The 26,175-nt window shown below is 69.7% G+C and carries 31 protein-coding genes; 17 read left to right on the forward strand and 14 right to left on the reverse strand.

The features are described from left to right. Positions 1-160: 160 nt before the first annotated feature. The gene (locus DV20_RS30400) at positions 161-1,018 is read left to right on the forward strand and encodes a bifunctional methylenetetrahydrofolate dehydrogenase/methenyltetrahydrofolate cyclohydrolase (RefSeq protein WP_043786569.1); all 858 of its coding nucleotides are present in this window, start codon (positions 161-163) and stop codon (positions 1,016-1,018) included. Then, positions 1,015-1,332, forward strand: coding sequence for a DUF3017 domain-containing protein (locus tag DV20_RS30405; RefSeq protein WP_043786358.1), 318 nt, complete (start codon positions 1,015-1,017; stop codon positions 1,330-1,332). The genes DV20_RS30400 and DV20_RS30405 overlap by 4 nt, the downstream gene beginning before the upstream one ends. A gap of 54 nt (positions 1,333-1,386) precedes the next feature. On the opposite strand, the gene DV20_RS30410 is transcribed toward DV20_RS30405, so the two are convergent. Together DV20_RS30410 and DV20_RS30415 are read right to left on the reverse strand one after the other, a co-directional pair. After that, positions 1,387-2,571, reverse strand: coding sequence for an MFS transporter (locus tag DV20_RS30410; protein WP_043786359.1), 1,185 nt, complete (start codon positions 2,569-2,571; stop codon positions 1,387-1,389). Between the two features lie 181 nt (positions 2,572-2,752). Further along, on the reverse strand, positions 2,753-3,076 hold the full coding sequence (locus DV20_RS30415; RefSeq protein ID WP_043786360.1) for an ArsR/SmtB family transcription factor: 324 nt from the start codon (positions 3,074-3,076) through the stop codon (positions 2,753-2,755). 109 nt (positions 3,077-3,185) lie between these two features. Here DV20_RS30415 and DV20_RS30420 point away from each other — a divergent pair, with 109 nt between their 5' ends. Continuing rightward, complete coding sequence (locus DV20_RS30420) at positions 3,186-4,364, forward strand: MFS transporter (RefSeq protein ID WP_043786361.1); 1,179 nt, start codon at positions 3,186-3,188, stop codon at positions 4,362-4,364. On the opposite strand, the gene DV20_RS30425 is transcribed toward DV20_RS30420, so the two are convergent. Next, positions 4,361-4,549 (reverse strand): DUF1918 domain-containing protein, encoded by a 189-nt coding sequence (locus DV20_RS30425; RefSeq protein ID WP_043786362.1) that lies wholly within the window; start codon positions 4,547-4,549, stop codon positions 4,361-4,363. The genes DV20_RS30420 and DV20_RS30425 overlap by 4 nt on opposite strands. 82 nt (positions 4,550-4,631) lie before the next feature. Here DV20_RS30425 and DV20_RS30430 point away from each other — a divergent pair, with 82 nt between their 5' ends. After that, a complete protein-coding gene (locus DV20_RS30430; protein WP_043786363.1) occupies positions 4,632-5,195 on the forward strand; it encodes a hypothetical protein in 564 nt (187 codons plus the stop codon). A gap of 52 nt (positions 5,196-5,247) precedes the next feature. Here DV20_RS30430 and DV20_RS47355 read toward each other — a convergent pair whose 3' ends face one another. From DV20_RS47355 to DV20_RS30445, 4 genes are all read right to left on the reverse strand, one after another. Further along, entirely contained in the window at positions 5,248-5,781 is a 534-nt protein-coding gene (locus DV20_RS47355) for a HEPN domain-containing protein (RefSeq protein WP_407638361.1), read from the reverse strand. An 80-nt stretch (positions 5,782-5,861) separates the two neighbouring features. Beyond that, complete coding sequence (locus tag DV20_RS30435) at positions 5,862-6,899, reverse strand: ParA family protein (protein WP_051736202.1); 1,038 nt, start codon at positions 6,897-6,899, stop codon at positions 5,862-5,864. Between the two features lie 243 nt (positions 6,900-7,142). After that, on the reverse strand, positions 7,143-7,724 hold the full coding sequence (locus DV20_RS30440; protein WP_043786366.1) for an HhH-GPD-type base excision DNA repair protein: 582 nt from the start codon (positions 7,722-7,724) through the stop codon (positions 7,143-7,145). Between the two features lie 120 nt (positions 7,725-7,844). Beyond that, a complete protein-coding gene (locus tag DV20_RS30445) occupies positions 7,845-8,621 on the reverse strand; it encodes a helix-turn-helix domain-containing protein (protein ID WP_043786367.1) in 777 nt (258 codons plus the stop codon). Positions 8,622-8,671: 50 nt separating this feature from the next. Here DV20_RS30445 and DV20_RS30450 point away from each other — a divergent pair, with 50 nt between their 5' ends. Both DV20_RS30450 and DV20_RS30455 read left to right on the forward strand, forming a co-directional pair. Further along, a complete protein-coding gene (locus DV20_RS30450) occupies positions 8,672-9,085 on the forward strand; it encodes a DUF2000 domain-containing protein (RefSeq protein WP_043786368.1) in 414 nt (137 codons plus the stop codon). Between the two features lie 39 nt (positions 9,086-9,124). Continuing rightward, positions 9,125-9,658, forward strand: coding sequence for a hypothetical protein (locus DV20_RS30455; RefSeq protein ID WP_235191016.1), 534 nt, complete (start codon positions 9,125-9,127; stop codon positions 9,656-9,658). A gap of 1 nt (position 9,659) precedes the next feature. Here DV20_RS30455 and DV20_RS30460 read toward each other — a convergent pair whose 3' ends face one another. From DV20_RS30460 to DV20_RS30470, 3 genes are read right to left on the reverse strand one after another with little or no spacing between them, the layout of a single operon-like run. Continuing rightward, positions 9,660-10,274, reverse strand: coding sequence for a class I SAM-dependent methyltransferase (locus DV20_RS30460; protein ID WP_043786570.1), 615 nt, complete (start codon positions 10,272-10,274; stop codon positions 9,660-9,662). Positions 10,275-10,284: 10 nt separating this feature from the next. After that, a complete protein-coding gene (locus DV20_RS30465; RefSeq protein WP_043786370.1) occupies positions 10,285-10,665 on the reverse strand; it encodes a DUF2203 domain-containing protein in 381 nt (126 codons plus the stop codon). Positions 10,666-10,690: 25 nt separating this feature from the next. Next, a complete protein-coding gene (locus tag DV20_RS30470; RefSeq protein ID WP_043786371.1) occupies positions 10,691-11,209 on the reverse strand; it encodes a hypothetical protein in 519 nt (172 codons plus the stop codon). A 257-nt stretch (positions 11,210-11,466) separates the two neighbouring features. On the opposite strand from DV20_RS30470, the gene DV20_RS30475 reads away from it, so the two are divergent. After that, positions 11,467-12,690: an NADP-dependent isocitrate dehydrogenase gene (locus DV20_RS30475; RefSeq protein WP_043786372.1), complete on the forward strand. Its 1,224-nt coding sequence runs from the start codon at positions 11,467-11,469 to the stop codon at positions 12,688-12,690. Positions 12,691-12,862: 172 nt separating this feature from the next. Continuing rightward, on the forward strand, positions 12,863-13,159 hold the full coding sequence (locus DV20_RS30480) for a hypothetical protein (RefSeq protein ID WP_043786373.1): 297 nt from the start codon (positions 12,863-12,865) through the stop codon (positions 13,157-13,159). A gap of 651 nt (positions 13,160-13,810) precedes the next feature. Here DV20_RS30480 and DV20_RS30485 read toward each other — a convergent pair. Beyond that, positions 13,811-14,575, reverse strand: a complete 765-nt coding sequence (locus tag DV20_RS30485) for an MBL fold metallo-hydrolase (RefSeq protein WP_043786374.1) — start codon at positions 14,573-14,575, stop codon at positions 13,811-13,813. Between the two features lie 50 nt (positions 14,576-14,625). Here DV20_RS30485 and DV20_RS30490 point away from each other — a divergent pair, with 50 nt between their 5' ends. The 7 genes from DV20_RS30490 (at position 14,626) to DV20_RS30520 (ending at position 20,550) form a co-directional block, all read left to right on the forward strand. Then, positions 14,626-15,444 carry an exodeoxyribonuclease III gene (locus DV20_RS30490; RefSeq protein ID WP_043786375.1) on the forward strand — a complete coding sequence of 273 codons (819 nt, stop codon included), beginning with the start codon at positions 14,626-14,628 and terminating at the stop codon, positions 15,442-15,444. 253 nt (positions 15,445-15,697) lie between these two features. Further along, positions 15,698-16,060, forward strand: a complete 363-nt coding sequence (locus DV20_RS30495; RefSeq protein WP_043786376.1) for a hypothetical protein — start codon at positions 15,698-15,700, stop codon at positions 16,058-16,060. 46 nt (positions 16,061-16,106) lie between these two features. Then, on the forward strand, positions 16,107-17,141 hold the full coding sequence (gene trpS / locus DV20_RS30500) for a tryptophan--tRNA ligase (RefSeq protein ID WP_043786377.1): 1,035 nt from the start codon (positions 16,107-16,109) through the stop codon (positions 17,139-17,141). Further along, positions 17,138-17,638: an AAA family ATPase gene (locus tag DV20_RS30505; RefSeq protein ID WP_043786378.1), complete on the forward strand. Its 501-nt coding sequence runs from the start codon at positions 17,138-17,140 to the stop codon at positions 17,636-17,638. The genes trpS and DV20_RS30505 overlap by 4 nt, the downstream gene beginning before the upstream one ends. Before the next feature lie 299 nt (positions 17,639-17,937). Next, positions 17,938-18,948, forward strand: coding sequence for an inner membrane protein YhjD (gene yhjD, locus DV20_RS30510; protein ID WP_043786381.1), 1,011 nt, complete (start codon positions 17,938-17,940; stop codon positions 18,946-18,948). A 58-nt stretch (positions 18,949-19,006) separates the two neighbouring features. Beyond that, positions 19,007-20,116 carry an acyl-CoA dehydrogenase family protein gene (locus tag DV20_RS30515; protein WP_043786382.1) on the forward strand — a complete coding sequence of 370 codons (1,110 nt, stop codon included), beginning with the start codon at positions 19,007-19,009 and terminating at the stop codon, positions 20,114-20,116. Beyond that, the gene (locus DV20_RS30520) at positions 20,113-20,550 is read left to right on the forward strand and encodes a winged helix-turn-helix transcriptional regulator (RefSeq protein WP_043786384.1); all 438 of its coding nucleotides are present in this window, start codon (positions 20,113-20,115) and stop codon (positions 20,548-20,550) included. The genes DV20_RS30515 and DV20_RS30520 overlap by 4 nt, the downstream gene beginning before the upstream one ends. Here DV20_RS30520 and DV20_RS30525 read toward each other — a convergent pair. Further along, the gene (locus DV20_RS30525) at positions 20,547-21,791 is read right to left on the reverse strand and encodes a D-alanyl-D-alanine carboxypeptidase family protein (RefSeq protein ID WP_043786386.1); all 1,245 of its coding nucleotides are present in this window, start codon (positions 21,789-21,791) and stop codon (positions 20,547-20,549) included. The genes DV20_RS30520 and DV20_RS30525 overlap by 4 nt on opposite strands. Positions 21,792-21,834: 43 nt before the next feature. On the opposite strand from DV20_RS30525, the gene DV20_RS30530 reads away from it, so the two are divergent. Together DV20_RS30530 and DV20_RS30535 are read left to right on the forward strand one after the other, a co-directional pair. Beyond that, positions 21,835-22,074, forward strand: a complete 240-nt coding sequence (locus DV20_RS30530; protein WP_043786388.1) for an SCO4848 family membrane protein — start codon at positions 21,835-21,837, stop codon at positions 22,072-22,074. A gap of 96 nt (positions 22,075-22,170) precedes the next feature. Next, a complete protein-coding gene (locus tag DV20_RS30535) occupies positions 22,171-23,568 on the forward strand; it encodes a S8 family peptidase (RefSeq protein ID WP_043786389.1) in 1,398 nt (465 codons plus the stop codon). Between the two features lie 76 nt (positions 23,569-23,644). Here the strand turns inward: DV20_RS30535 and DV20_RS30540 are convergent, their stop codons facing one another. Together DV20_RS30540 and sdhA are read right to left on the reverse strand one after the other, a co-directional pair. Next, positions 23,645-24,415: a succinate dehydrogenase iron-sulfur subunit gene (locus DV20_RS30540; RefSeq protein ID WP_043786391.1), complete on the reverse strand. Its 771-nt coding sequence runs from the start codon at positions 24,413-24,415 to the stop codon at positions 23,645-23,647. Further along, complete coding sequence (gene sdhA, locus DV20_RS30545) at positions 24,415-26,169, reverse strand: succinate dehydrogenase flavoprotein subunit (RefSeq protein ID WP_043786393.1); 1,755 nt, start codon at positions 26,167-26,169, stop codon at positions 24,415-24,417. The genes DV20_RS30540 and sdhA overlap by 1 nt, the downstream gene beginning before the upstream one ends. Between the last annotated feature and the right edge of the window lie 6 nt (positions 26,170-26,175).

Here is a 26,175-nt window from a genome sequence, read left to right on the forward strand (position 1 = left end):
GGCACCGGGTCTGACCTCGGGTGATGCGACGTGCGGTAGGTCACAGCTTGATCGCGGGCACCGTCGCGATTGGACCGTGTGGGGTAGCGATCAGTCTACGGGCCGCGACCGGCCGCGCCTGGAAGCGACGCGCGGGGGTCCCTTTGCCAGAATGGGGCGCGTGACGGCGAAGATTCTCGACGGCAAGGCCACCAAGAACGCCATTTTCGCGGAGCTCGAGCCCCGCGTCGCGGCCCTCGCCGCGAAGGGGGTGACGCCCGGCCTCGGCACCGTCCTGGTCGGCGACGACCCGGGATCGCACTCGTACGTGCGGATGAAGCACGCCGACAGCGGCAAGATCGGGGTCAACTCGATCCGGCGCGACCTGCCCGCCGACATCACCCAGGAGAAGCTCGAAGCCGTCATCGACGAGCTGAACGCCGATCCGGCCTGCCACGGCTACATCGTGCAGCTGCCGCTGCCGAAGCACCTCGACGCGAACCGCGTGCTCGAGCGGATCGACCCGGAGAAGGACGCCGACGGCCTCGCGCCGGTCAGCCTCGGCCGGCTCGTGCTGGGCCAGCGGGGCGCGCTGCCGTGCACGCCGTACGGGATCATCGAGCTGCTCAAGCGCCACGGCGTCGAGCTGAACGGCGCGCGCGTCACCGTCGTCGGCCGCGGCATCACCGTCGGCCGCACGCTGGGCCTGCTGCTGACCCGCCGCAGCGAGAACGCCACCGTGACGCTGTGCCACACCGGGACCCGCGACCTGGCCGCCGAGGTCCGCCGCGCCGACGTCGTGGTCGCCGCGGCCGGCGTGCCGGGGATCATCACACCGGACATGGTGGCGCCGGGCGCCGCGGTGCTCGACGTCGGTGTGTCCCATGTGGACGGCAAGCTCACCGGCGACGTCCACCCGGGAGTCGCCGAGGTGGCCGGCTGGATCTCGCCGAACCCGGGCGGTGTCGGCCCGATGACCCGCGCGATGCTGGTGAGCAACGTCGTCGAAGCGGCGGAGCGCTCGGTCGCGGGCCGATGACGATGACCGAGGACCGGCAGGAGGTGTCCGGTCACCGGTCGTCCCGGTTCACCCAGCTGCCGTTCGCGGCGGTGCTGCTGGTGGTGGCCGTCGCGGCGCTGCGGATCTTCCAGTACCACTGGCGGGAGGGCGCGGCGCTGATCGGCGCCGCGCTGCTGCTCGCCGCGGCGTTGCGGGCGGCGCTGCCGACGGCCAAGGCGGGCCTCCTGGCCATCCGCGGCAAGCTCGTGGACGTCGTGACGTTCACTTCGCTGGCGGCCGCGGTGCTGTACGTCGCCTTGACGATCATCGGTGGCCCCCTCGGCTCCCCTTAGCAGGACGCCAAAAGGGGCACTTTCACGTGAAAGTGCCCCTTTTGGCAGTGACTGTCAGGATGCGAGGGCGAGTTCGCGGCGTTCGGCCTTCGCCTCGCGACGGTCCAAAGTGCCGGAGACGACGGCCAGCGTGAGGCCGAAGACTGCCAGCAGGGCGCCGACCCAGTTGGGGGCGACCAGGCCGAGGCCGCCGGCGATGACCAGCCCGCCGAGGTAGGCCCCGATCGAGTTGGCGATGTTGAACGCGGACTGGACGGCGGCCGACACCAGGGACGGAGTGCCGCCCGCCTTCTCCATGATCCGCGCCTGCATCATCGGGCCGATCATGAACCCGGCGACGCCGACGAAGAAGATCGTGATCGCCGCGCCGACCTTGCCCTGGGCGGTGATCGTGAAGATGCCCAGCACCGACGCCAGCGCCAGCAGCGCGATGTACAGGCTCGGCATCAGCGCGCGGTCGGCCAGCCGGCCGCCGAGCAGGTTGCCGATCGTCATGCCGACCCCGGCCAGCGACAGCAGGAGGGTGACGTTGGCCGGCGAGTAGCCGGCGACGTCGGTCAGCATCGGCGTGATGTAGGACAGGCAGGCGAACACGCCGCCCAGCCCGAACGTGACGATGGCCAGCGCGAGGTGCACCTGCGGCCGCTTGAACGCGCCGAGCTCGTTGCGCAGCGACGCTCCGGCGGCGGGCTTGCCCTGGTGCGGCACCAGCTTGGCGATGGCCGCGATGGCGACCAGCCCGATCACGGCGACGACGCCGAAGGTGGCGCGCCAGCCGACCTGCTGGCCGAGCAGCGTGCCCAGCGGCACGCCGATGACGTTCGCCAGGGTCAGGCCGAGGAACATCATCGAGACGGCCTTGGCGCGTTCGCCGTGGCCGACGAGGCTGGAGGCGACGACGGCCCCGGCGCCGAAGAACGCGCCGTGGGGCAGGCCGGCGAGGAACCGGAACGCGACGCCGAACTCCTGGTTGGGCGACAGCGCGAAGAGGGCGTTGCCCACCGTGAACAGGCCCATCATGGCCAGCAGCATGGTCTTGCGCGGCAGCCGGACGGCGACCGCGGTGAGCAGCGGGGCGCCGACGACGACGCCGAGGGCGTAGGCGGAGATGAGGTGGCCGGCGGTCGGGATGTCGACGCCGAAGTCGGCGGCCGCCTGGGGCAGCACGCCCATCATGACGAACTCGGTGGTCCCGATGCCGAAAGCTCCGATGGCGAGCGCGAGCAGCGCGACGGGCACGGCACTCCTTCCAGGTGGGTAAACGATTACTCAGCCGATCTCTGGATCGGTTCAGTACGGGGTCATAAAGAAAGGCAGCCGATGGCCCCAGTGCCGTGAGCTGCCTACGTCCTAGTCCAACAAGCGAGGGGGGCGGTTGTCATCCCGATATCGGGTGACGATCCACACCGTAACGCGAAGATCAGCGGGGAGCGGCCAGGACGCCGGCCAGCAGGCCCGGGAACAGGGCGTCGAGATCGTTGCGGCGCAACGAGTTGAACCGCGTGGTGCCTTCCTGACGGCCGGCGACGACCCCGGCCTGGCGGAGGATGCTCAGGTGGTGGGTGATTGTGGACTTCGTCACCGGCACGGTCAGGCCGCTGCACGAAATCTCCTGATCGGTCGCCGCGAGCTGGCGGACGATGGCCAGCCGCACCGGGTCGGCGAGGGCGCGGAGCACGCCTTCGACCGTGATCTCCTCCCGTGCCGGGTAGTAGAGCGGCGGCAGGGTCCCGTGCTTGGCCATGTGGCCATTGTACGACGCCGGTCGAAATTGTGGGGCGGGTCGTAGTACGGTGGCTGTCGAACTACGACGTTCGTCGAACCAATCCCTGCTTCGCTTGGGGGCTCAGCCCATGTCCGCACCTGCTCCTTCGAGGATCTCGGTCCTCGCCTTCGGCGCCTTCGGCGTCGGGACCAGCGGTTACATCGTCGCCGGGCTGCTGCCCGCGCTGACCGGCGAGCTGCACGTCTCGGCCACGGCCGCGGCGCAGCTGGTCACCGCCTTCGCCATCGCGTACGCGATCGGCTCGCCGCTGTTCGCCGCCGCCACCGGCACCTGGGAACGCCGCACGCTGCTGGTCGCCGCGCTCGCCGTCACCGGCGCCGGCAACCTGTTCGCCGCGCTCGCGCCCGGCTACGGCTCCCTGCTGGTCGCCCGGGTGGTGACCGCGGTCGGCGCCGCGGTGTTCACGCCGGCGGCGAGCGCCGTGGCGGCCGAGCTGACCGCACCCGAACGCCGGGGCCGCGCCGTCGCGCTGGTGTTCGGCGGCCTGACGGTGGCGCTCATCTTCGGCGTCCCGCTCGGGAGCCTCATCTCGCAGCACCTCGGCTACCGGCCGGCGTTCGCGCTCGTCGCCGCGTTCTCGCTGGTGAGTGCGCTGGCCGTGCGGTTCGCGCTGCCGAAGGTCGCCGCGCCGCCGCGGGTGGGCCTCGCCGAGCGGTTCGCCGCGGGCCGCGACCCGCGCGTGCTCGTCATGCTGGCCACGACCGTGCTCGCCTGCCTGGCCGCGTTCATGGTCTACACGTTCGTCTCGCCGCTGCTGGCCGCGACGGCGGGCGTCCACGGCACGACCGTCACGGTCCTGCTCTTCTGCTACGGCGTCGGCGGCGCGATCGGCAACTTCGCCGGCGGCCGCGCGACCGACCGCTGGGGCTCCCGGGCGCCGCTGCTCGTGGTCACGGTGGCGATCACCGCCGTGATGGCGTTGCTGCCGCTGACGACGGTGACACCGGTCGCGGCCGGCGTCTCGCTGTTCGTCTGGGGGCTGGCGACGTGGTCGTTCAACCCGCCGGTGCAGCACCGCCTGATCGAGCTGTCGCCGGGCCACGCCGGCCTGGTGCTCTCGCTCAACGCGTCCGCGATCTACCTCGGCGTCGGCCTGTCCGGCGTGGTCGGGGGAGCGGTGCTCGCTTCGGGCGGCCCGCTGCTGCTGCCCGAGGTCGCGGCCGCGCTGACCCTCGTCGCCCTGCTGCTGGTGGGCTCGGCGTGGGGGCGGGTCCGCGAGCCTCGGGAACAGGTCGCGGTCGGTTAGTCGGCGCGGGTCAGGACCTCGCAGTCGGGCCCGGGGTAGACGAGCCCTTCGTGCCCGTCGGCGAACCGCACCAGGTAGGGCGGTGCGCCGTCGGGACCACGGACTTCGAGGATCTCGCCGCGCCGCTCGGCCGACCCGACCGTCCGGCCGTGCACCTGGATTTCGTCTCCTACTCCGGCGTGCATGGGCTTCACCTCCAGGTCCAGGGTAGGAGCGGAACCGGGTGCCGGGTAGGCCTGCGAACGGGTGGCGTGCGAGTGTTCCGAAGTGGACGGTCGACGAGCCGCGGCGGCGGAGAACGCGGCGTGGTGCGCCCTGGTGGCCGGCGGCGGGCACTGGGGTTCGCGCGCTTGGACGAGCCGCTTCCGCACTCCGGAGTACTACCCGGACGCCGTGACGCTGACCCCGGACGCCACCGCCGCCGACATCCTCCCGTTCGTCGACGGCTCCGCGGGGTGTTCGGTGAAGGACAGCTTCGCGAACCTGGACCTGCCGGGGTTCTCGGTGCTGTTCGAGGCGACGTGGATCGCGTGCGGGCCCGGGGTGCCCGAGCCGGGCTGGCGGCGGGCGAGCGGCCACGGCTTCCCGGTCGACGACTCGGTGGCGGTGTTGTCCCGCGGCCCGGCGGTGGTCGTCGCGCACCGCGGCGACGGCGTGGTGGGGCTGTCCAACTTCTCGGGACCGGGCCGCGCCTGGCCCGGCGCGGTGGCGGCGGTGGCCGCGGCGTTCCCGGGCCTCCCGGTGGTCGGCTACGAACACGGCGACGCGCTGCGGACCGCGCTGGACCGCGGCGCCGAGTGCCTGGGCCCGCTGCGCGTGTGGGTGCGTTAGCCGACTCAAATTCGAATGTAACGGAATCTGCGCGGCGATAGGAAAACGAGGCCTAGACGTTTTCAGCGAACTGATTTATGTTCGAAGATACGTGCGAGATGTGGTCCATTGCTTCAGTGACCATTGCGTTGTCAATTGGCCATTTTTCGCCTAAGGTTGAGTCTGCAAGATCAGCTTCGTGAACAATCTTATTTCGCCGAGTTGCTATTAGGTTTAGTTCTCTCTTCGCTGACTCGCACGTCGATCCCCTGCCGTAGGTTCCTGACCAAAAAGGAGTGTCGCATATCAGCTTCAGTCCGCTGGCTATGTCGTCTGCACGCTGGTAGGTCTTTCGCGACAGTGACTCGCTGATTGTCTGACGATACAGCAACTCCTTCTCGTAAGGTGATGATGTGGCAGATAGGTCGTACGAGAAACTTGCTGGCAGTTGTAGCAGTTCGAAGCCCTTGGCGCGATTCCGATTCCCTCGGAAAACATCGACTAGGCATTCTAGGACCAAGTCGTGAATGTAGTAGTCAAGAGCGCTGATGGCAAATACGACCGCAGACCGGAGGAGATCGTCGCATTCTAGTGATGGGCCGACCATTTTGCGGAGAGTCTCGCCAAGGCCGGCGAGGTCTCTTGCGCGAGTGATCTCCCTGACGAAATTCTGGTATGGTCGGTGATTCACGCCGTAAGAACTTCAATCTTGTGGGCCATCTCATTGAACGTCTCATGGAAGGAGTCAATGCTCCGCTTCGTGTTCTCCCAGAGGTTGCCACCGCGCCTGACATCGTGATGGTCAAGGGAGAATACTGGTTTTTGTTGCTTCTGTGATACTGCGATCAAAGAGTTGAAATCGGAGATCGACGACAAGCGCAAGTCGGATTCCAGGTCGGCTTCCAGGTACTTGGCCTCTGGTAGAAGCATGCCACACGAGGCGAGTGCTGGCTTAAGCTTGTCGGCGAGTACCGTGCTTAGCTCATCGAAGTACTCCTGGAACGCCCGTGTCGGCTTCTTTGCCTTGAGGTTATAACGCTGAATCAGTGCGCCGAGTAGTTTGAGGTTTGGCTTGGGGAACGGGTAGTCCGCCTCGCGGAACATCTCCGTCTCGGCGGCGCGCTGCGCCCAGCGAAGCCAACGAGGCAGGACGCGCGCAAGGGACTCAACGGCCATTACAGAGAATACGTCCGGCGAGGTTGGGACGATGAGGTAGTCTGCTGTTGTGACAAGATTTTGATTTATTGAACCTAGCCCGGGGCTGAGGTCGACGATGACATACTCGGCATTCAGTTTTTCTGCAGTGATGCGAAAAAGATGAGTAAAACTGCCGGGTATGTTTTGGAGCGCTTGTATGCTTCCACTGAGCTCTTGGGAGATTCCGAGTTGCACTTCATACTCGGCCAATTGGATATGGCCAGGCATCAAAAATAGGCCGGGCCTCGCGGGGACCTCGACGCAGTCCACGGGAGATAATTCTTTTGGTCGCGACTCGAAAACCGGCTGAAGCGCGCTTTTGATATTTCGGCTGTCGTCTCTGGAGTAGAAGTCTTCTAGTGCTTCCATCCCACTGAAACCCATAACCATTCCGGTAAGGTTGCACTGGGGGTCGGCGTCTACGACGATCACTCGGTGTCCTCGTTCGGCAAGGATCCAGCCAAGGTTGAACGTTGTTGTCGTCTTGCTTACGCCGCCCTTGTTGTTGAAGAGCGCTATCGACTTCACGCGGAGCCTCTCGTCGATGTGACCAGAGCATCAGTGTATCGTGACTCTTTGTGTAACCCAAGTATTGACAATCCGTTGTTGAACGGGTGTATACAACAATGAGAGTTGCCCCTCTTGGGTAGCCGAGTGACGTCTCACGACGCGTGACTCGCTACTCACGTGGGTGAGGCCGGCGAGAAGCAGTGGGTGCTCCTACGGCGGATATATGGTGAACGGAATGATCAACCTCTGCGTCTGGGTGCGTTAGCCGGGATTGGCCGCCGCTTTGGCGGCCTTCTTGAACGCGCGGACCTGGGCGAGGGTTTCGGCGCTCGTGACGTCGGCGATCGACCGGCGCGCGCCGCGGTCGCCGTACGCGCCGGCCGCCTCGCGCCAGCCCTTCGGCTGGATGCCGCGCTGCTTCCCCAGCAGGGCGAGGAAGATCTTGGCCTTCTGCTCTCCGAAGCCAGGCAGGGCGCGCAGCCGCTTCAGGACTTCGGGGCCGTCCGGCTTCGGGCGGCCGTCGAGCCAGATGCCTTCCGTGCGGCCGTCGTAGGTCTCGATGATGTGCTGCGCCAGCGCGTGCACGCGGCGGGCCATCGAACCGCCGTAGCGGTGGATCGCCGGCGGGACCACGCACAGCTCGACGAACTCCTCGACGTCCGTCGCGGCGATCTTCGCCAGGGAGAACCCGTCCATCCGGTCGGCGATCTTCCGCGGGCCGGCGAAGGCGTGCTCCATGGGGTACTGCTGGTCCAGGAGCATCCCGACGAGCAGGGCGAACGGGTCGTCGTTCAGCAGCCTGTCCGCCGCCGGGTCGCCGGTCAGGTGCAGTTCGCGCAGCATGCCGTCATCTTGACACAGCCTGCTTCCCCGGCAAATGGGCGACGACCAGGGCCGTCGCCGCGATCCGGAGCGCTGTCGTGCCGGTGAGGACGGTGACCGCGAACCGCAGGCCGCCGATCCTCACCGGGTTTTCGCGTAGCGAGACGGCGTCGTGCCCAGGTACCGCTTGAAGTGCCGCGTGAGGTGGGCCTGGTCGGTGAACCCGGCCGCGGCCGCGACCTCGGCGGCCGGGGTGCCGTCGAGCAGCAGGCGGCGGGCCCGGTCCACCCGGCGGCCGGTCAGGTACCGGTGCGGTGGCAGGCCGAACCGGGTCCCGAAGCAGCGGACGAGGTACGCGGGGTGCGCGCCGAGTGTCTCGCCCGCTTCGGCCAGCGTCAGCGCTTCCGGCAGGCGCGCGTCGAGCAGGTCCCGGAGGTCGTCGGCGAGGCCTCGCTTCGGCTCGTGCGACGCCGGCTTCCCCAGGTGGGTGCGCAGGCGGTCGGCGACGAGCACGAGCCGGCTCTCGGCCTCGAGCGCGTCACCGGGCTCGGCGAGGGACTCGTGGAGCTGGTGGATGCGGGTGCGCAGCAGCCCGTCGGCGACGCTCGGCTGGTCGACCGCCGCGCCGATGAGGTCCTCGCCCAGCACCGGCGTGTCCAGGTAGAGCACGCGCTTGCGGAAGCCGTGGCTGGTCGCGGCGCGACCGTCGTGGGCGACGTTCGGCGGCAGCAGCGTCACGGCCGCGCCGAGCGCGCCGTGGTGGTGGCGGTCGAGGTCGTAGCGGATGACGCCGTCGTCGACGATCAGCAGCGTCCACGTGTCGTGCGTGTGCAGCGGGTAGGCGTGCGTGGTGAAGCGCGCGTGGAAGACCTCGGCGATCCCCGGGACCGCCGGCCGCCACGCTTCGACCTGCGCCATGTCAAGAACGTACAAGACGTACCGGTGGCCGCCGGGCGAGTCTTCGGGGCATGAGTTCCTTCGACACGAAGATCGCCGTCCTGCTCCGCGACGACCTGGCGTCCTGGCAGCGGCTGAACGTCACCGCGTTCCTGGTCAGCGGCATCGCCCACGTGACCCCGGAGCTGATGGGCGAGCCGTACGCCGACGCCGATGGCACGGAGTACCTGCCGATGTTCGGCCAGCCGATCATGGTCTTTTCCGGGACGGCGGACGTGCTGACCGCGGCGCACGCGCGGGCCCTCGGCCGCGGGCTGCGGTTCTCGATCTTCACCGACGAGCTGTTCCACACCGGCAACGACGCCGACAACCGGGCGGCGGTCCGCGCGGTGCCGGGGGAGAAGCTGGCGCTGGCCGGGATGGCCGTGCACGGGCCGAAGAACGCCGTGGACAAGATCCTCAAGGGCGCCTCGCTGCACCGCTGAGTAGAACTCCTCTATCCCTCGCCCGGGTGAGCTGCCAGCATGATCGGCAGTGCCGCGGAGGGCGGCTCGGACTGGGGAGGTTTCGTGGATTCACTTCGTCGTGCGTGTGTGGTCCTGACGGCGGCGGCCGGGCTGGGCTTGGCGCTCGTCCCGGTCGCCTCGGCGGACTCGCTGCAGACCGTCGACTACACGTCGGAGGACGGCGCCTGGCCGCTGCAGGGCAGCGCCCACTACGCGGCGCCGGGGGACGAGATCGCCGTGTGGGAGTACGACGGCCGGCTGAAGATCGACGTCCAGTCGGGTTTCAAGGACCTGCGCATCGAGCTGAGCGCTCCGGCGGGGGAGACGCTGCACACCGGGACGTACCCGGGTGCGCGGTTCCGCGGCCAGAGTGACCCGGCGTTGCCCACGCCGGGCGTCTTCGTGGTCAGCGGCAACTTCGGGTGCAGCGACGCCTACGCCGACTTCACGATCGACCGGCTCGACGCCTCGGGCGTGGACGTGACGTTCGTCCAGCGCTGCGGCGCCCCGGACGGCCCGGCGACGCGCGGTCAGGTGCACTTCACCGCCTGAGTCACGGAGCTGTCGCGTGCACCAGGAAGACGCTGCGGACCCGCTCGCCGTCGTCGGCGGTGAACGTCCGCGCTGACGCGTCCACGAAGCCCGCCGACGAGGCCAGTGCCGCGGCCTCGGCCTCGTCGTGCGGGAACTCCAGGTCGTCGGGCACCAGTTCCGCGAACGGTCCCGAAGGCCGGAACCGGGCTCTGGACACCACCGAGAACGCCAGCTGCCCGCCCGGGCGCAGGACGCGGAGCCAGTCCGGGAACGCCGCGGCCCCCAGGAAGTGCAGCGAGGACGCGCACAGCACGACGTCGGCTGAGCGGTCCTCGACCGGCATCGGCACGGCGGGCGCGGTGCGCCAGGTGATCCGCCGCTCGGGGTCGAGGTCCACCTTGGCCTCGGCGCGCGCCAGCATCTCCGGCGACAGGTCGACAGCCAGCACGCGTGCCGGCTTCAGCCGCAGCGCCGCGTACGCCGCGAAGCCGGTCCCCGTGGCGACGTCGAGGACCAGCTCCGGGCCCTCGCGCAGCGGCTCGACCAGTGCTTCCGCCACCCGGGCGTGGAGGGTGTCTTCGTCGTAGTGCTCGGCGGTGCCGTCGAAGACGGCGGCCCTCACGTCGTGGTCCACGGACCCCAACCTAGCGGGCGTCACCAGCGGTTTTCAGCGGACGACGGCCCGCGAAACCGAGGTCCGTGCGGTGGTACCAGCTCAGCTCCCGGTCGCCTTCGAGCCAGCACAGGAGGACGTCGGTGCCGTCCAGTTCGGCCGGGAAGTCGACCAGCAGCGGCGCGAACCCCTTGAGCTCGGCGCCGGTGCGCTGCACGGTCGTCATCAGGTCGTCGAGGCGCGCCTGTGCGGCTTTCCACTCGGGCAGCCCGCCCAGCTCGGTGGCCCGGCCGCCCGGCCGCAGCGATGCGGCGAGCTCGGCGGCGTCGGCGCGGACGCGCACGAGTTCGTCGAGGACCGGCCGCAGCCGTGCCAGTTCGTCGCGAGCTTCCGCGACGGTGAACAGTCCCATCGCCCGATGATGCCACCGGCGGGCGTCAGCCTTCGCGGCGCCGCCGGACCAGCGCGTTGGCCAGCCCGCTGCCGACCAGCAGGAAGCCCACGCCGAGCAGGCCGCCGATGAAGAGGAAGTCCATGACGCCGTAGGCGATGTCGCTCTTCGGCATCAGGTTGACCAGGCGGAACCCCCACTCGGGCACGGCCATCGCGGCGACGCCGGGCAGCACGCCGTAGATCAGGCCGCCGAGGATCGGGCCGACGGCCGACAGGGCGCCGAGCGCGGCGACGACCAGCAGCAGGATCGCGCCGCCGGCCAGCAGCGCGATGCCGAGGGGATCGCGGTTGGTGCTCAGCGTGGCCTGGATCAGCTGCTGCTGGCGCAGCCCGCCCCAGCTCAGCAGGCCCAGCGCGACCGGCGTCAGCACGAGGCCGCCGAGTGCGCTGACGACGTGTGCGGCGCCGCGGCGCGGCCGCTCGTCGAGCACGTCGGGGTCGCCGGAGTCCTGGTAGTCGTTCTCGTAGTCGTCTTCGAAGTCGGCGTACCGATGGGTCGACATGGCCGTCACCTCCCGCACGATGGATGCACGGGTGGCATCGTTCCCTGGTTCACGCCCGAAAGCGATCCTCGCTCGGCGAGCGGTCGGATCGGCTGACCGGCGGGTTCGCGCCCGGTGATCCCGGCCACAACGGGCGGGTGGAGACTTGATGCCGACCACTACTGGAACCATCCAGCTCGGTCAAGCAGTACGCTTGTACCGCTACCGGCGAGACGTATGAAGCAACGCGAAGATCCGCGGAAGGAGCACCGCTGCTCATGGCCAAGATCAAGGTCCAGGGCACCGTCGTCGAACTCGACGGCGATGAGATGACCCGCATTATCTGGCAGTTCATCAAGGACAAGCTGATCCACCCGTACCTGGACGTGAACCTGGACTACTACGACCTGGGCATCGAGGAGCGGGACCGCACCGACGACCAGGTCACCATCGACTCCGCGAACGCCATCAAGAAGCACGGCGTCGGCGTCAAGTGCGCCACGATCACCCCGGACGAGGCGCGGGTCGAGGAGTTCGGCCTCAAGAAGATGTGGCTGTCGCCCAACGGCACCATCCGCAACATCCTCGGCGGGGTCATCTTCCGCGAGCCGATCGTCATCCAGAACATCCCGCGGCTGGTGCCGACGTGGACGAAGCCGATCATCATCGGCCGCCACGCCCACGGCGACCAGTACAAGGCGACCAACTTCAAGGTCCCGGGCCCGGGCAAGCTGACCGTGACCTACACGCCGGACGACGGCTCCGAGCCGATGGAGTTTCAGGTCGCGCAGTTCCCCGAGGGCGGCGGCGTCGCCATGGGGATGTACAACTTCAAGAAGTCGATCGAGGACTTCGCGCGCGCGTCGCTGCAGTACGGCCTCGACCGCGGCCTGCCGGTCTACCTCTCCACCAAGAACACCATCCTCAAGGCCTACGACGGCCAGTTCAAGGACGTGTTCGAGGAGATCTTCCAGAACGAGTTCAAGGCCGACTTCGACGCCAAGGGCATCTCCTACGAGCACCGCCTGATCGACGACATGGTCGCCGCGGCGATGAAGTGGGAGGGCGGCTACGTCTGGGCGTGCAAGAACTACGACGGTGACGTCCAGTCCGACACGGTCGCGCAGGGCTTCGGCTCGCTCGGCCTGATGACGTCGGTGCTGCGCACCCCGGACGGCCGGACCGTCGAAGCCGAGGCCGCGCACGGCACGGTCACCCGGCACTACCGCCAGCACCAGCAGGGCAAGCCGACGTCGACCAACCCGATCGCGTCGATCTACGCCTGGACCCGCGGCCTCGAGCACCGCGGCAAGCTGGACGGCCACCAGGAGCTGATCGGCTTCGCGAACACGCTGGAGCAGGTCGTCGTCGAGACCGTCGAGAGCGGCCAGATGACGAAGGACCTGGCCCTGCTGATCAGCAAGGACCAGCCGTGGCAGACGACCGAGGAGTTCCTCGCGACGCTGGACGACAACCTGGCGAAGAAGATCGCCCAGGGCTGAGTTTTTTCGTGGTGGACGCCCCTTCCCGGTTCGCCGGGGAGGGGGCTTTCGCTTGATCACACCGTGTGACGTCGCTGGCGCCTCCGGGTGGTTGCGACGTCCGGCACTGCCGTCCGGGTAAAGGATTGCCTACCCTTGGCGGGGGGACGGGTCCGCGGGGTTGGAGGAAAGCATGTCGAAGAAGACTCTGCTCATCTTGGGCGCGCTCATCCTGGTCGTCATCGTCTACGCCATGAACACGGAAAAGCAGGCCTCCGGCGCGTCGGCCACCGGCTGCAAGGTGACGGTGACCGCGGACGTCCTGAACGCCCGCGAAGCGGCCGACGGCCACGCGAAGATCGTCGGCAAGTACCTGCGCGACGCCCAGTTCGACGCCATGCCGGGCGTGCAGAACGGCTTCCGCAAGGTGGCCGACGCCAAGTGGGTGGCGGCCGAGTTCACCCAGCCGGTCGCCGGCTCCGCCTGCTGAGGTCCTCCACGCCGGGCAGGTCGCGTTTCGGGCGCGGAGAGTTCCGGCCATTTCCCGGACGACACGTAGGTCGATCAGCCGCCGGCGATCCTTGACGTGCTCGTAGAGCTATCGGTCGTCGCTTCTGGCGTTGAGGCGCGTTTTTTGTCGGTGGTGGGTGCTAGAACTGATCACGTCGAAAACCGCAGGTGGGCGGCGTGGAGTCGCCAGGAAGGAGGGGGACGTCCGGGGGCGGGCGACAACTGAATGCGCGGCATGAGCCGGAGTGTCCGCGGGGTCTCCAGGGGGAGTCTCGCGGGCCGGACGGGCTCGGGTGGCGAGCGGACACCCGGCCGGGATCGCCCTGGGGACCGCGCTCGGACGGGGGTCGGAGCGCGAGGGGAGATCGTCGGTGGGTGGGTGTTCCGGAAGCCGGGCGGGCAGCGCAGTCGTGGGCCGGCACCGGACGCGGCGCGGGTGACTGGCAAGGGTCGGCGACTCGGGCGGCTGGCGAGGCCGGTCTGGCCGCCGAGGGCCCGCAGCGCCCAGCGGACCAGCTAGGGAAGCCTTCCGCGAGCGGCCCCCTCCGCCGAGCGAGCCTCGCTGTCCGAGACCTGCCGTGGCCGAGATCCAGCAGCCCGGCCGTGCCCATCGACCGCGGTCAAGCGGGTGTCAGAGCTTGACCACGAGGTCCTCGTCCGCGACCAGAACCTCTCCACCAAAGCCCCTGCGGGCCTCCTCGGCGGCCGCCGTCCGGTCGGTGCCCGGCCAGAAGTGGGTCAGCAGGAGCCGGCGCGCTGCGGCCTTCTCCGCCCAGTGGCCCGCCTCCGCCGCCGTCATCAGGTAGCGGGGCTCGCCCTCCGGGGGTGGGGTGCGGAGGGTGGCGTCGCAGATGAACAGGCCCGCGTCGCGGCCGAGGTCGGCCAGTGCCGGCGACGGTCCCGTGTCGCCCGTGTACGCCACCGTCAGCCCGGGCGCCGTCAGCCGCACTCCGAAGTTCGGCTGGTGGTGCGGGAGCGCGTACGGCGTCAAGCGGAACGGCCCGACGTCGGCCGGCTCGGCGAGGCCGAGGTCGTGCACCTCGAACAGCGTCGTCGGGTGTGGCCGGGGCTCCAGCGCCTCGAGCCGGCGGATCGTGCCCGGCGTGCAGTGCAGGGGCAACCGTGCCGTGGGCGAGCCGGCCTGGACGCGGTAGTGCCACGCCCGCCCGAGCGCGCTCACGTCGGTGCAGTGGTCGGGGTGCTCGTGCGTCACGACGACCGCGTCGGGCAGCCCGTCGCCGCAGTGGGTGAACAGCCGCGGGGCGGTGCCGTACCCGAGGTCGAGAACCACCCGGAAACCGTGGTGCTCGAGCAGGAACCCGGCGCAGGACCGGCCGGGCTCCGGCCACGCCCCGCAGCTGCCCAGCACGGTCAACCGGCTCGCCCCACCGCCCATCGCGGCAGTCTGGCAGAGCACCCCGCGCCCGCCCCGGTCCGGCCGGTAGCGTGCAGCGCGTGCTGACCGTCTCCACCGTGAACGTCAACGGCCTCCGCGCCGCCGCCAAAAAGGGCTTCGTCGAGTGGCTCGCCGCCACGAAGGCCGACGTCGTCGCCTGCCAGGAGGTCCGGGCCGAAGCCAGTCAGCTGCCCGCCGAGGTCGTCGAGCCCGAGGGGTGGTTCTCGGTGCACGCGCCCTCGGCCGTCAAGGGGCGCAACGGTGTCGCCGTCTACAGCCGCGTGGAGCCCGAAGAGGTGCGCGTCGGCTTCGGGGAGCCCGAATTCGAAGACAGCGGGCGATACCTGGAGGTGCACCTGCCGAACGTCGTCGTCGCGAGCCTCTACCTGCCCAGCGGGGACGTCGGCACCGAACGCCAAGCCGAAAAGGAGCGCTTCATGGACGCGTTCCTGCCGTACCTGGTCGAGCTGCGGGCGAAGGCCGCCGCGGCCGGGCGGGAGGCCGTCGTCGCCGGGGACTGGAACATCGCCTACGACACCGTCGACCTCAAGAACTGGCGCGGCAACCGCAAGAACTCCGGCTTCCTGCCCGAGGAACGCGCCTGGCTCGGCCGCGTCTACGCCGAGGCGGGCTACACCGACGTCCAGCGCCGCGTCGACCCGGAGGGACCCGGCCCGTACACCTGGTGGTCCTACCGGGGTCAGGCCTTCGACAACGACTCCGGCTGGCGCATCGACTGCCAGCTCGCGACACCCGGCCTCGCCGAGACGGTCGTCGATGTGGTGGTCGAGCGGGCAGCCGCCTACGACCAGCGGTGGTCCGACCACGCGCCGGTCACCGCGACCTACGCCATCGATTTCCCCCGCTAGGCCTGGCCCGGACACACTCCGAGCACGCACTACTTCGCGTAGTAGTCGATTCACCCAGCCGGGTGGCGCGAGTGAACCCTGGGGGTGCTCGAGGCGTATTACGGAATGAGCGCTACCCTCGCTTCGAGTTGATCAGGACCGACAGGCCTTGACACGCTCGGTAGTTTTTTGACCAGTAGCACGCAACGTCTCACTCGGATGGGTGGGCGTACTCGCGGGAGGCACTCCGGTGCGCAACCCAGGTCGAACCCTGTTGCGGTCCACCCTGCGCGGTTCCCGCGCGGCCGTGGTGGTCGCGCTCGTCCCGGCCGGCCTGCTGCTGGCCGGCGGCAGCGCGTTCGCCGCCGTCACGACGACCGCGCGAGCCGACAGCAACGCGGAGACCTTCGGCCTGCTCGGCCCCGTCGGGCTGGTCGCGGTCGCGCTCGGCATCGTCGGCATGACGCTGGGTGTGCTGCGCCAGCGCCGCAAGACCCGCGCCGCCGCGGCGCTCCCCGAGGTCACTCCGGTCGTCCCGGACCTGCCGGGCCCGGTGACCGCGATGGCCGAAGCCGTGCTCGCCGACCCCGACGTCACGCCGACGCGGCCGTTCCTCACGCCGCGCCCCCACGCCTGAGGGCCCTCGGCGCCCGCCGCTCGTCGCGGCCTGGAAGAATCCTGACGTGTCCGAAGAGCAGACCGTCGCAGCAGAGCGCCGCCCGCGGGTCCTGTCCGGGATCCAGCCGACCGCCGACTCGTTCCACCTCGGCAACTACCTCGGCGCGCTGCGCCAGTGGGTGAAGCTGCAGGACACGCACGAAACGTTCTACAGCGTGGTCGACCTGCACGCGATCACCGTCGAGCAGGACCCGAAGGTGCTGCGGCAGCGCACCCGCGTCTCGGCCGCGCAGCTGCTGGCCATCGGCATCGACCCGCAGCGCAGCGCCTTGTTCGTGCAGAGCCACGTCCCGGAGCACGCCCAGCTGAGCTGGGTGCTGGAGTGCCAGACCGGCTTCGGCGAGGCCGGCCGGATGACGCAGTTCAAGGACAAGTCGGCCAAGCAGGGTTCCGACCGCTCCAGCGTCGGCCTGTTCACCTACCCGGTCCTGCAGGCGGCGGACATCCTGCTGTACCAGGCGGACGCCGTCCCGGTCGGCGAGGACCAGCGCCAGCACCTGGAGCTGACGCGCGACCTCGCGCAGCGCTTCAACAACCGGCTGGGCAAGACGTTCGTGGTGCCCGAGCCGTACATCATCAAGGACACGGCGAAGATCTACGACCTGCAGGAACCGACGGCCAAGATGAGCAAGTCGGCCGCCAACGTCAACGGGATCATCGAGCTGCTCGAGGACCCGAAGCGTTCGGCGAAGAAGATTCGCTCGGCGGTGACCGACACCGGCCGCGAGGTCAGGTTCGACGTGGAGAACAAGGCGGGGGTGTCGAACTTGCTGACCATCTACTCGGCCCTGACCGACCGCACGATCCCGGACCTCGAAACGGCGTACGAGGGCAAGGGCTACGGCGACCTGAAGAAGGACCTCGGCGAGGTGTTCGTCGAGTGGGTGACCCCGATCCAGGAGCGCGTCAAGTCCTATTTGGACGATATCGCGGAGCTGGACAAGGTCCTCGCCGTGGGCGCCGAGCGCGCTCGCGAAGTGGCGTCCAAGACGCTCGCCAAGACGTACCAGCGGATCGGGTTCCTGCCGCCGGTGCGGTGAAACTGATCCTGCTCAACGGCCCGCCGGGCAGCGGCAAGTCGACGCTCGCCCGGCGCTACGCCGAAGACCACCCCCCGGCGTTGGCCCTGGACGTGGACCGGATCCGCGCCATGCTCGGCGGCTGGCGCACGTCCCCGGGCGAGGCGGGACTCCTGGCGCGGGACATCGCGGCGGCGGCCGCGCGCACCCACCTCGCCGCGGGGCACGACGTGGTGGTGCCGCAGCTGGTGGCTCGGCCCGGTTTTGCCGAACGCCTCGAAGCCGTGGCGAGCGAGTGCGGGGCGAGCTTCCACGAGGTCGTGCTGCTGCCGGGGCGCGAGGTGGTCCGGCGGCGCTTCGCCGCCCGCGGTTCGTCGGAGATCGAGGCCGCGGCTCCGCTGACCGGACGGGAGCTGGACCGGGCTTACGAAGCGATCGCCGCGTTCGCCGCGAGCCGGCGCGTACCCGTGCTCACCGAGCCAGACGCCTACCCCGCGCTGCTGGCGTGCCTCACGTGAGCCGTCGCGCGGGGCACGGTGCCGTGAATGAGTCATTCAAGACGTTCGAACCCGGCTGACACCGGCAGCGACGACCGCCCGGAGGACTTCGCGAAACCCCGCCCGCCCGCGGGGGCGCCCCCCGGGTCCAGCGTATCGGCGACGTCCGACGATCCCCGGCCTTCGCGGCCGGGAACCAGCGACCTGTCCACAACGGGCGGGCGCTGTGGACAACGCCGAGCCGGGCGCCTGGAGCGCGGGCCTCCCTCACGTGGGCCGCTCGCGTTGCGGGGTTCACCAAGCGTGGTTAGCGTTTCACGGTGGCGAACGAAGAGAAGGAAAAGCTGCTGCCGCGGCTGCGGCGGAAGTACCCGTGGCTCGATCACCTCATCCGGGCCAACGACGCCTTCACCGAGCGGTACGGCAACCACTACGCCGCCGCCATCACCTACTTCAGCGTGCTCTCCGTCTTCCCTCTGTTCATGGTCGCCTTCGCCGTCGTCGGGCTGGTCGTCAACCACGATCAGACGATCATCACCAAGATCACCGACAGCATCAACAACTCCGTGCCCGAAGGCCTCAAGGACCTCGTCAACGGCATCGTCAAGGGCGCGCTCGACTCCGGCGGCGGCATCGGGGTGTTCGGTCTGCTCATCGCCCTCTACTCCGGCGTCGGCTGGATGTCGAACCTGCGGGACGCGCTCACCGCGCAGTGGGGCCAGGAAAAGCAGCCGCAGCCGATCGTGAAGCAGACGCTCAAGGACCTCGTCGCGCTGATCGGGCTCGGCGTCGCGCTCGTCGTCTCCTTCGCGCTGACCGCCGTCGGCAGCGGGGTCGGGCAGTTCCTGCTGGAGCTCGTCGGGCTCGAGCAGGAGACCTGGGCGATCGTCCTGCTCCGCGGGGCGACCATCGTGCTCGGGCTGGCCGCGAACACCCTCGTCTTCATCTGGGTGATCGCCCGCCTGCCCCGGGAGCGGGTCGAACTGCGCAGTGCCGTCAAGGGCGCCGTGGTCGCCGCCATCGGGTTCGTCGTCCTGCAGCAGGTCGGCTCCATCTACCTGGCCAGCGTCACGAAGTCGCCGTCGGCCGCGCTGTTCGGGCCGGTCATCGGTCTGCTCGTGTTCGCCAACCTCGTCTCGCGCTTCCTGCTGCTCATCACGGCGTGGACCGCGACGGCGAAGGAGAACGAGCGCAAGGTCATCGCCCCGCCGCCGCCGGTGCGGCTCGAGCAGAACGTCACCGTGCAGCGCGGGGCGGGCGTCGGTGCCGTCGCCGGGGCCTTCGGTGCCGGCGCGCTGCTGGCGTGGCTGGGTGGCCGCCGGAAGTCTTGACACCCGCGCGGGCGGTAAAGAAACTGAACCGGTAAGAAATCCGAACCGGAGGGGTTTCGTGCTGCTGGACGCCGCCCGCGAGTGCGCCGACCTCGCCAGGACCCTCGCGCCCGTCACCGAACGGCAGCGCGCGTTGCCGCCCGAACTGGTCGCGAAGCTGACCGACGCCCAGCTGTTCCGCACCGGCGTCCCCGGCTACCTCGGCGGCCCCGAAGCGCCGCCCGCTGTCAGCCTCGAGACCGCCGAGACGATCGCGCGCGGGGACGCCTCGGCCGGCTGGTGCGTCTCGATCGCCGTGACGAGCAGCCTGCTCTCGGCCTACGCCCCGCGGAAGTGCGCCGAGGAGGTCTTCGGGGACCCGAAGACGGTCGCCGCCGGCGTCTGGGCGCCGCGGGGCACCGGCCGGAAGGCCGACGGCGGCTACGTCGTGACCGGCCGGTGGGCGTTCTGCAGCGGGATCCCGCACGCGGACTGGCTCTTCGCCGGGTTCGTGCACGAGAAAGCGCTTTACGTCGCCGCGTTGCCGAAGGCCGAAATCGAGGTGCTCGACACCTGGCACACCACCGGCCTGCGCGGCACGGGCAGCCACGACTGCGTGGCCGACGAGCTGTTCGTCCCGGACCACCGCGTCTTCTCGGTCATGGCCGGGCCGCCGCCGGAAGCCGTCGCGCTGCACCGCTTCCCGCTCTTCGGCTTCTTCGCGCTGTCGGTCGCGGCCGCCGCGCTGGGCAACGCGCGTGGCGCGATCGACGACCTCGTCGAGCTCGCCTCGACGCGCAAACCGCTCGGCTCCAGCCGGTCGCTGGCCGAGCGGACGGCGACCCAGGCGGCCGTCGCGGAGGCCGAGGCGGCCCTGCGGGCGGCTCGCCTGCTCTTCTACACCAGCATCGGCGACGCCTGGCAGGCCGCGCAGGGCACCGAACCGGTCCCGGACGCGCTCAAGCTGGGCCTCCGGCTGGCCGCGACCCACGTGACGCGCACCGCCGCGAAGGTCGCCGAAAGCATGTACGACCTCGGCGGCGGCGCGGCGATCTACGAGACTTCGCCGTTGCAGCGCCGATTCCGCGACGCGCACACCGCGACCGCGCACTTTCAGGTCAACCCGGCCAGCTACGAGCTCTCCGGCAAGGTCCTGCTCGGCGTCCCGGCCCGGACGGACCAGCTGTGACCGGCCTCGGGCACCGGTTCACGGCCGACTCGGTCGGCCGCGCGCTCGACCTGGTCGGCGAGCGGTGGAGCCTGCTCATCCTGCGTGAGACGTTCTTCGGCGTGCGCCGCTACGGCGAGTTCGCGCGCAACCTGTCCATCCCGCGCCCGACGCTGTCTGCGCGGCTGAAGACCCTCGTCGACGCCGGGGTGCTGGAGCGCGTCGACCCGGTGCCCGAGTACGTGCTGACCGCCGCCGGGCGCGACCTCTTCGGCGCCGTCGTCACGCTCATGCAGTGGGGCGACAACCACCTCGCCGGGCCGGAGGGACCGCCGATCCTGCTGCGGCACAACGACTGCGGCGAGATCGCCGGGACGTACGTGGCCTGCGCGCACTGCGGCGGCGCGATTTCCACCGATCGGGTGACTCCGGAGGCGGGGCCCGGTTTCCGCTAGGCCGAGGCCTTCTTGCGCTGGTGCCCGACGACGAACCCGCCGACAATGAGCAGGAACACCACCAGCGTGATGATCCAGCCGGTGACCCCGAACGGGTCTTCCTTCGCCGGCGCGGCGGCCGACGACGTCCCGCTGTTGCCGGTGCCGCCGTCGGCGAGCACCGACGGGTCGCCGCCCGCCGACGTCGTGGCCGGTGCCTGGTAGGTGATCTGACCGACCGGCGCGGCCCGGTCGTTCTCCAGCTCGAAGCCGTAGTCGAGCAGCTTCGCCGCCTGGTCGACCACCTTCGTCGGCTTCTGCTCGGCGCGCAGCATGACGACCGCCAGGCGCTTGCCCTTGCGCTGCGCCGCGCCGACGTAGGTGTGGCGGGCGTCGTCGGTGAAGCCGGTCTTGCCGCCGAGGAAGCCGGGGTAGACGCCGAGCAGCTTGTTGTCGTTGTAGATCGGGATGGCCGGTTTGCCGCCGGTCGCCGGGATCTCGAAGCTCTTCGTCGCGATGACCTTCGCGAACTCCGGCTGCTTCATCGCGTAGTGGAAGATCAGGCTGAGGTCGTAGGCCGAGGTCGACATGCCCGGCCCGTCCAGGCCCGACGGCGTCGCGGCGCGCGTGTCGAGCGCGCCGATCTTCGCGGCCAGCGCGTTCATCTTCGCCACCGTGGCGTCGACGCCGCCGAGCGCCGTGGCGAACGCGTGCGCGACGTCGTTGCCCGAGTGCATCAGCAGGCCGTGCAGCAGCTGGTCGACGGTGTACTGGCCGCCGGCGACGAGGCCGGCGCAGGTGCACTCCTGCTCCGCGTCCTCCTTCGTCGCGACGATCGGCTGCCGCGGGTCGAGCTGGGTCGCGACGACCAGCGCGAGCAGCGTCTTGATCAGCGACGCGGGCCGCTGCCGGGCGTGCGGGTCCTTCGCCGCGACGACCGCGCCGGTGTCGAGGTCCTGCACCAGCCACGACGCCGCGGTGTTGCCGTCCGGCGGGTTGAGCGCGCCGTCCGGGGTGATCAGGCCGCACTCCGCCATCCGGTCGCCGCCGACCGGGACCGCGGGCACAGCCAGCGGCGCCGGGGCCTGCTTGCCCGGCGCCGGCTTCTCCGACGTGTCGACCGGCGGCGGGGGAGCCTGGCGGTTCGCGCACTGGCCCTGCTGCGGCGCGGCGGCCGCCAGCGCCGGCGTGCTCAGGGCCAGGAGGGCGGCGGCGAGCGTCGTCGTGAAGACCTTGAGCGACCGGGAGACAACAGAGTGCACCCACGCAATCTAGCGCCGCGACCGCCGCCGCATACTCTGGGGCATGCGCATTTCACGCGGAACCTCGCTGTTCCTGCTGGCCTTCGGTGTGTGGTCGTGGATCATCTGGATCACCTTCGCGAAGAACCTGTGGGACAGCGACCGGGCCTGGACCCCCGACGGCTCGCCGACCGCGTACTTCGTGGTGCACGCGGTGCTGACCGTCGTTTCGTTCGTGCTGGGCACGATCATCGGCGTGCTCGGCTGGCGCGGGGTGCGGGCGGGTTCGCGCGCCAGTTCCTGAACCGCCTGCCTGAACCGCCTGCCTGAATCCCCTCCTTGGTCGGTGGCGCGGCCCGGCGGGCCGGTTTAGGTTGGCGCCACCGAACCTGGAGGTGGAATGTCCCGTTTACGTCGAATGGCGGCCCCGCTCGTGCTGGCCGTCGGAGGCGGCCTGTTCGCGGCGGCCCCGGCCGCGGAGGCCGCGCCGGCCGCCTGCGACCCGACGAGCACGCCGTACACCTACGTCGTGACGTACGACCCGGGCACCCGCGCGTCGGCCGTCGACAAGGAACTCGCGGCGAAGTGCGGCACGAAGGTCGCCTACTACGCCGAAATCGGCGTCGCGATCGCCAGCTCGCGCAACGCGGACTTCCAGCAGAAGATCGGCGTATACCGGGCCTACTCGGGCGGCAAGGACGTGGCTTCGCAGGGCGCCACGGCTTCGGCCCGGTCGCTGGGTGCGGTGCGGACGCTCGAGGACACGCGGTCGGTGGCCGCCGCCGGTGACCTCTCGGCGCAGCAGTGGGACATGAAGGCCATTCACGCGCCCGAAGCGAACAAGATCTACCAGGGCAGCCGCGCGGTGACGGTCGGCGTGCTCGACTCGGGCATCGAGGCGACGCACCCGGCGCTGAAGGCGGCGGTCGACCCGGCCGCTTCGGCGGGCTGCGTGACGGGCGCGCCGGACCTGTCCCCGGCGTCCTGGGCGCCGACGACGTCGGACCACGGCACGCACGTGGCGGGCACGATCGCGGGCAAGGACCCGGCGGCGGGCTTCACGGGCATCGCGCCGGGCGTGCGGCTGGCCTCGGTGAAGGTCGTCAACGACTCGGGCTACATCTTCCCGGAGTCGGCGGTCTGCGGGTTCGTGTGGGCGGCCCGGCACGGGTTCGCGGTGACGAACAACAGCTACTACATCGACCCGGGCCTGTTCTACTGCCCGAAGCAGCCGGGCGACGCGGCGGCGTTCGAAGCGGTTCGCCGGGCGGTGCGGTTCTCGACCCAGCGCGGCGTCCTGAACGTGGCGGCGGCGGGCAACGACAACCTCGACACGACCAAGCCGGAGAGCGACCCCAACCGCCCCCACCCGGTGGACTCGTCGTGCGGCATCCTCCCGAAGGCCATCGACGGCGTCGTGAACGTCTCCTCGGTCGGCTACGCCGGAACGAAGTCGAGCTTCAGCAACTACGGCCAGATCGACGTGACGGCGCCCGGCGGTGACTTCGTCCAGACGCCGCCCGCCGGCGAGGGCCCGGCCTGCCCGCTGTCGACCGTGGCCGGCGGCCAGTACGGCTCGAAGTGCGGCACGTCGATGGCCTCCCCGCACGCGGCGGGCGTGGCGGCGCTGCTGGCTTCGCGGTTCCGCGGTATCCCGCCGCAGCTGCTGGCGGGGCTGCTGGAGGGCGAGGCCGACGTGGTGCAGTGCGCGGCCACGGAGACGGCGTGCACGGGCCCGGCGAAGAACAACACCTACTACGGCCACGGCCTCGTCAACGCCCTGGACGCGGTGCGCTGACGAAGAACGGAAAAGGCCTCCCCGTTCGATGAACGGGGAGGCCTTTCTCGCTCAGCGCCCCAGGGCGGGGCGAACCTCAGACGCGCTTGAACAGCAGCGCGCGCTTCACTTCCTGGATCGCCTTGGTCACCTGGATCCCGCGGGGGCAGGCGTCCGTGCAGTTGAACGTCGTCCGGCAGCGCCAGACACCCTCGCCGTCGTTCAGGATGTCCAAGCGCTCCTCCGCTCCCTCGTCGCGGGAGTCGAAGATGAACCGGTGGGCGTTGACGATCGCCGCCGGGCCGAAGTACGAGCCGTCGTTCCAGTAGACCGGGCAGGACGAGGTGCAGCACGCGCACAGGATGCACTTCGTCGTGTCGTCGAAGCGGTCGCGGTCCGCCTGGGACTGGATGCGCTCGCGCGTCGGCTCGTTCCCGTACGTGATCAGGTACGGCTTGATCGCGCGGTACGCCTCGAAGAACGGGTCCATGTCGACGTAGAGGTCCTTCAACGTCGTCAGGCCCTTGATCGGGGCGATGGTGATCGTGGTCTTCTTGCCGTTCTTCTCCAGCAGGTCCTTCATCAGGACCTTGCACGCCAGGCGGTTGATGCCGTTGATCTGCATCGCGTCGGACCCGCACACGCCGTGCGCGCAGGAGCGGCGGAACGAGAACGTCCCGTCGATGTAGTCCTTGACGTAGAACAGCAGGTTCAGCAGCCGGTCGGTGCGCTGGGCCGGGACGTCGTAGGACTCCCAGTGCGGCTCCGAATCCACCTCCGGGTTGAACCGGAGGATCTTCAGCGTGACCGTGATCGGCGTGTGGTCCGAGTCCGACGAAGCGGCCGGAGCTTCCGTAGCGGTGGTCATCAGTACTTCCGCTCCATCGGTTCGTAGCGGGTGAAGGTCACGGGCTTGTAGTCGAGCCGGATGTCCGAGTTCAGCCCGGTGCCCTGCTTGTAGGCCATGGTGTGCCGCATGAAGTTCGTGTCGTCCCGGTTCGGGTAGTCCTCGCGGGCGTGGCCGCCACGGGACTCCTTGCGCGCCAGCGCGCCCACGACCAGGACCTCGGCCAGCTCCAGCAGGAAGCCCAGCTCGACGGCTTCGAGCAGGTCGGTGTTGTACCGCTTGCCCTTGTCCGCCACGGTGATCCGCTGGTACCGCTCCTTCAGCGCCTGGACGTCGGTCAGCGCCTGCTTCAGCGTGTCCTCGGTCCGGTACACCGACGCGTGCGAGTCCATCGTCTGCTGCATTTCCTTGCGGATGTCGGCGACGCGCTCGTCGCCGTGCTCCGACAGCAGGCCCGCCAGCTGCTCCTCGACCAGCTTGGTCGGGTTCTCCGGCAGCTCGACGTGCTCGTGCGCGAGCGCGTACTCCGCGGCCGCGATGCCGGCACGGCGGCCGAACACGTTGATGTCCAGCAGCGAGTTCGTGCCCAGGCGGTTGGAACCGTGCACGGACACGCACGCGACCTCGCCCGCGGCGTACAGGCCTGGGATGACGTTCTCGTTGTCCCGCAACGCTTCGCCGTGCACGTTGGTCGGGATCCCGCCCATCACGTAGTGGCAGGTCGGGAACACCGGCACCGGCTCCTTCACCGGGTCGACGCCCAGGTAGGTGCGCGAGAACTCGGTGATGTCCGGCAGCTTGGTCTCGAGGACCTCGACCGGCAGGTGCGTGACGTCGAGGACGACGTAGTCCTTGTTCGGGCCGCAACCCCGGCCCTGCAGCACTTCCTGCACCATCGAGCGCGCCACGATGTCGCGCGGCGCGAGGTCCTTGATGGTCGGGGCGTAGCGCTCCATGAACCGCTCGCCGGAGGCGTTGCGCAGGATCCCGCCCTCGCCGCGGACGGCTTCGGAGATCAGGATGCCCAGGCCCGCGAGGCCGGTCGGGTGGAACTGGAAGAACTCCATGTCCTCCAGCGGCAGGCCCTTGCGGAAGATGATGCCGAGGCCGTCACCGGTGAGGGTGTGCGCGTTCGACGTCGTCTTGAAGATCTTGCCCGCGCCGCCGGTGGCGAACACGATCGACTTCGCCTGGAAGACGTGCAGCTCGCCGGTGGCCAGCTCGTAGGCGACGACGCCGGACGCGACCGGGTTCCCGTTGTCGTCCTCCGACAGGATCAGGTCGAGCACGTAGAACTCGTTGAAGAACTCCGTGCCGTACTTGACGCAGTTCTGGTACAGCGTCTGCAGGATCATGTGGCCGGTGCGGTCCGCGGCGTAGCAGGCGCGGCGCACCGCGGCCTTGCCGTGGTCACGCGTGTGGCCGCCGAACCGGCGCTGGTCGATCTTGCCCTCGGGCGTCCGGTTGAACGGCAGGCCCATCTTCTCCAGGTCGAGCACCGCGTCGATGGCCTCCTTGGCCATGATCTCCGCGGCGTCCTGGTCGACGAGGTAGTCGCCGCCCTTGACCGTGTCGAAGGTATGCCACTCCCAGTTGTCCTCTTCGACGTTCGCCAGCGCGGCGCACATGCCGCCCTGGGCCGCGCCGGTGTGGGACCGGGTCGGGTAGAGCTTGGTGAGGACCGCGGTGCGGGCGCGCTGGCCGGACTCGATGGCCGCGCGCATGCCGGCGCCGCCGGCACCGACGATCACCACGTCGTACTTGTGGAACTGCATGGTGGG

Origin of the sequence: Amycolatopsis rifamycinica, from assembly GCF_000695625.1 — a bacterium.
Lineage (GTDB): Bacteria > Actinomycetota > Actinomycetes > Mycobacteriales > Pseudonocardiaceae > Amycolatopsis > Amycolatopsis rifamycinica.

Coding starts and splice junctions, on each gene's coding strand:
- DV20_RS30405 (WP_043786358.1), top strand. CDS start 1,015: ATGACGATGACCGAGGACCGGCAGGAGGTGTCCGGTCACCGGTCGTCC.
- DV20_RS30415 (WP_043786360.1), bottom strand. CDS start 3,076: ATGGCCAAGCACGGGACCCTGCCGCCGCTCTACTACCCGGCACGGGAG.
- DV20_RS30420 (WP_043786361.1), top strand. CDS start 3,186: ATGTCCGCACCTGCTCCTTCGAGGATCTCGGTCCTCGCCTTCGGCGCC.
- DV20_RS30425 (WP_043786362.1), bottom strand. CDS start 4,549: ATGCACGCCGGAGTAGGAGACGAAATCCAGGTGCACGGCCGGACGGTC.
- DV20_RS47355 (WP_407638361.1), bottom strand. CDS start 5,781: ATGGTCGGCCCATCACTAGAATGCGACGATCTCCTCCGGTCTGCGGTC.
- DV20_RS30440 (WP_043786366.1), bottom strand. CDS start 7,724: ATGCTGCGCGAACTGCACCTGACCGGCGACCCGGCGGCGGACAGGCTG.
- DV20_RS30445 (WP_043786367.1), bottom strand. CDS start 8,621: ATGGCGCAGGTCGAAGCGTGGCGGCCGGCGGTCCCGGGGATCGCCGAG.
- DV20_RS30450 (WP_043786368.1), top strand. CDS start 8,672: ATGAGTTCCTTCGACACGAAGATCGCCGTCCTGCTCCGCGACGACCTG.
- DV20_RS30455 (WP_235191016.1), top strand. CDS start 9,125: ATGATCGGCAGTGCCGCGGAGGGCGGCTCGGACTGGGGAGGTTTCGTG.
- DV20_RS30465 (WP_043786370.1), bottom strand. CDS start 10,665: ATGGGACTGTTCACCGTCGCGGAAGCTCGCGACGAACTGGCACGGCTG.
- DV20_RS30470 (WP_043786371.1), bottom strand. CDS start 11,209: ATGTCGACCCATCGGTACGCCGACTTCGAAGACGACTACGAGAACGAC.
- DV20_RS30475 (WP_043786372.1), top strand. CDS start 11,467: ATGGCCAAGATCAAGGTCCAGGGCACCGTCGTCGAACTCGACGGCGAT.
- DV20_RS30480 (WP_043786373.1), top strand. CDS start 12,863: ATGTCGAAGAAGACTCTGCTCATCTTGGGCGCGCTCATCCTGGTCGTC.
- DV20_RS30485 (WP_043786374.1), bottom strand. CDS start 14,575: ATGGGCGGTGGGGCGAGCCGGTTGACCGTGCTGGGCAGCTGCGGGGCG.
- DV20_RS30530 (WP_043786388.1), top strand. CDS start 21,835: ATGCGCATTTCACGCGGAACCTCGCTGTTCCTGCTGGCCTTCGGTGTG.
- DV20_RS30535 (WP_043786389.1), top strand. CDS start 22,171: ATGTCCCGTTTACGTCGAATGGCGGCCCCGCTCGTGCTGGCCGTCGGA.
- DV20_RS30540 (WP_043786391.1), bottom strand. CDS start 24,415: ATGACCACCGCTACGGAAGCTCCGGCCGCTTCGTCGGACTCGGACCAC.
- sdhA (WP_043786393.1), bottom strand. CDS start 26,169: ATGCAGTTCCACAAGTACGACGTGGTGATCGTCGGTGCCGGCGGCGCC.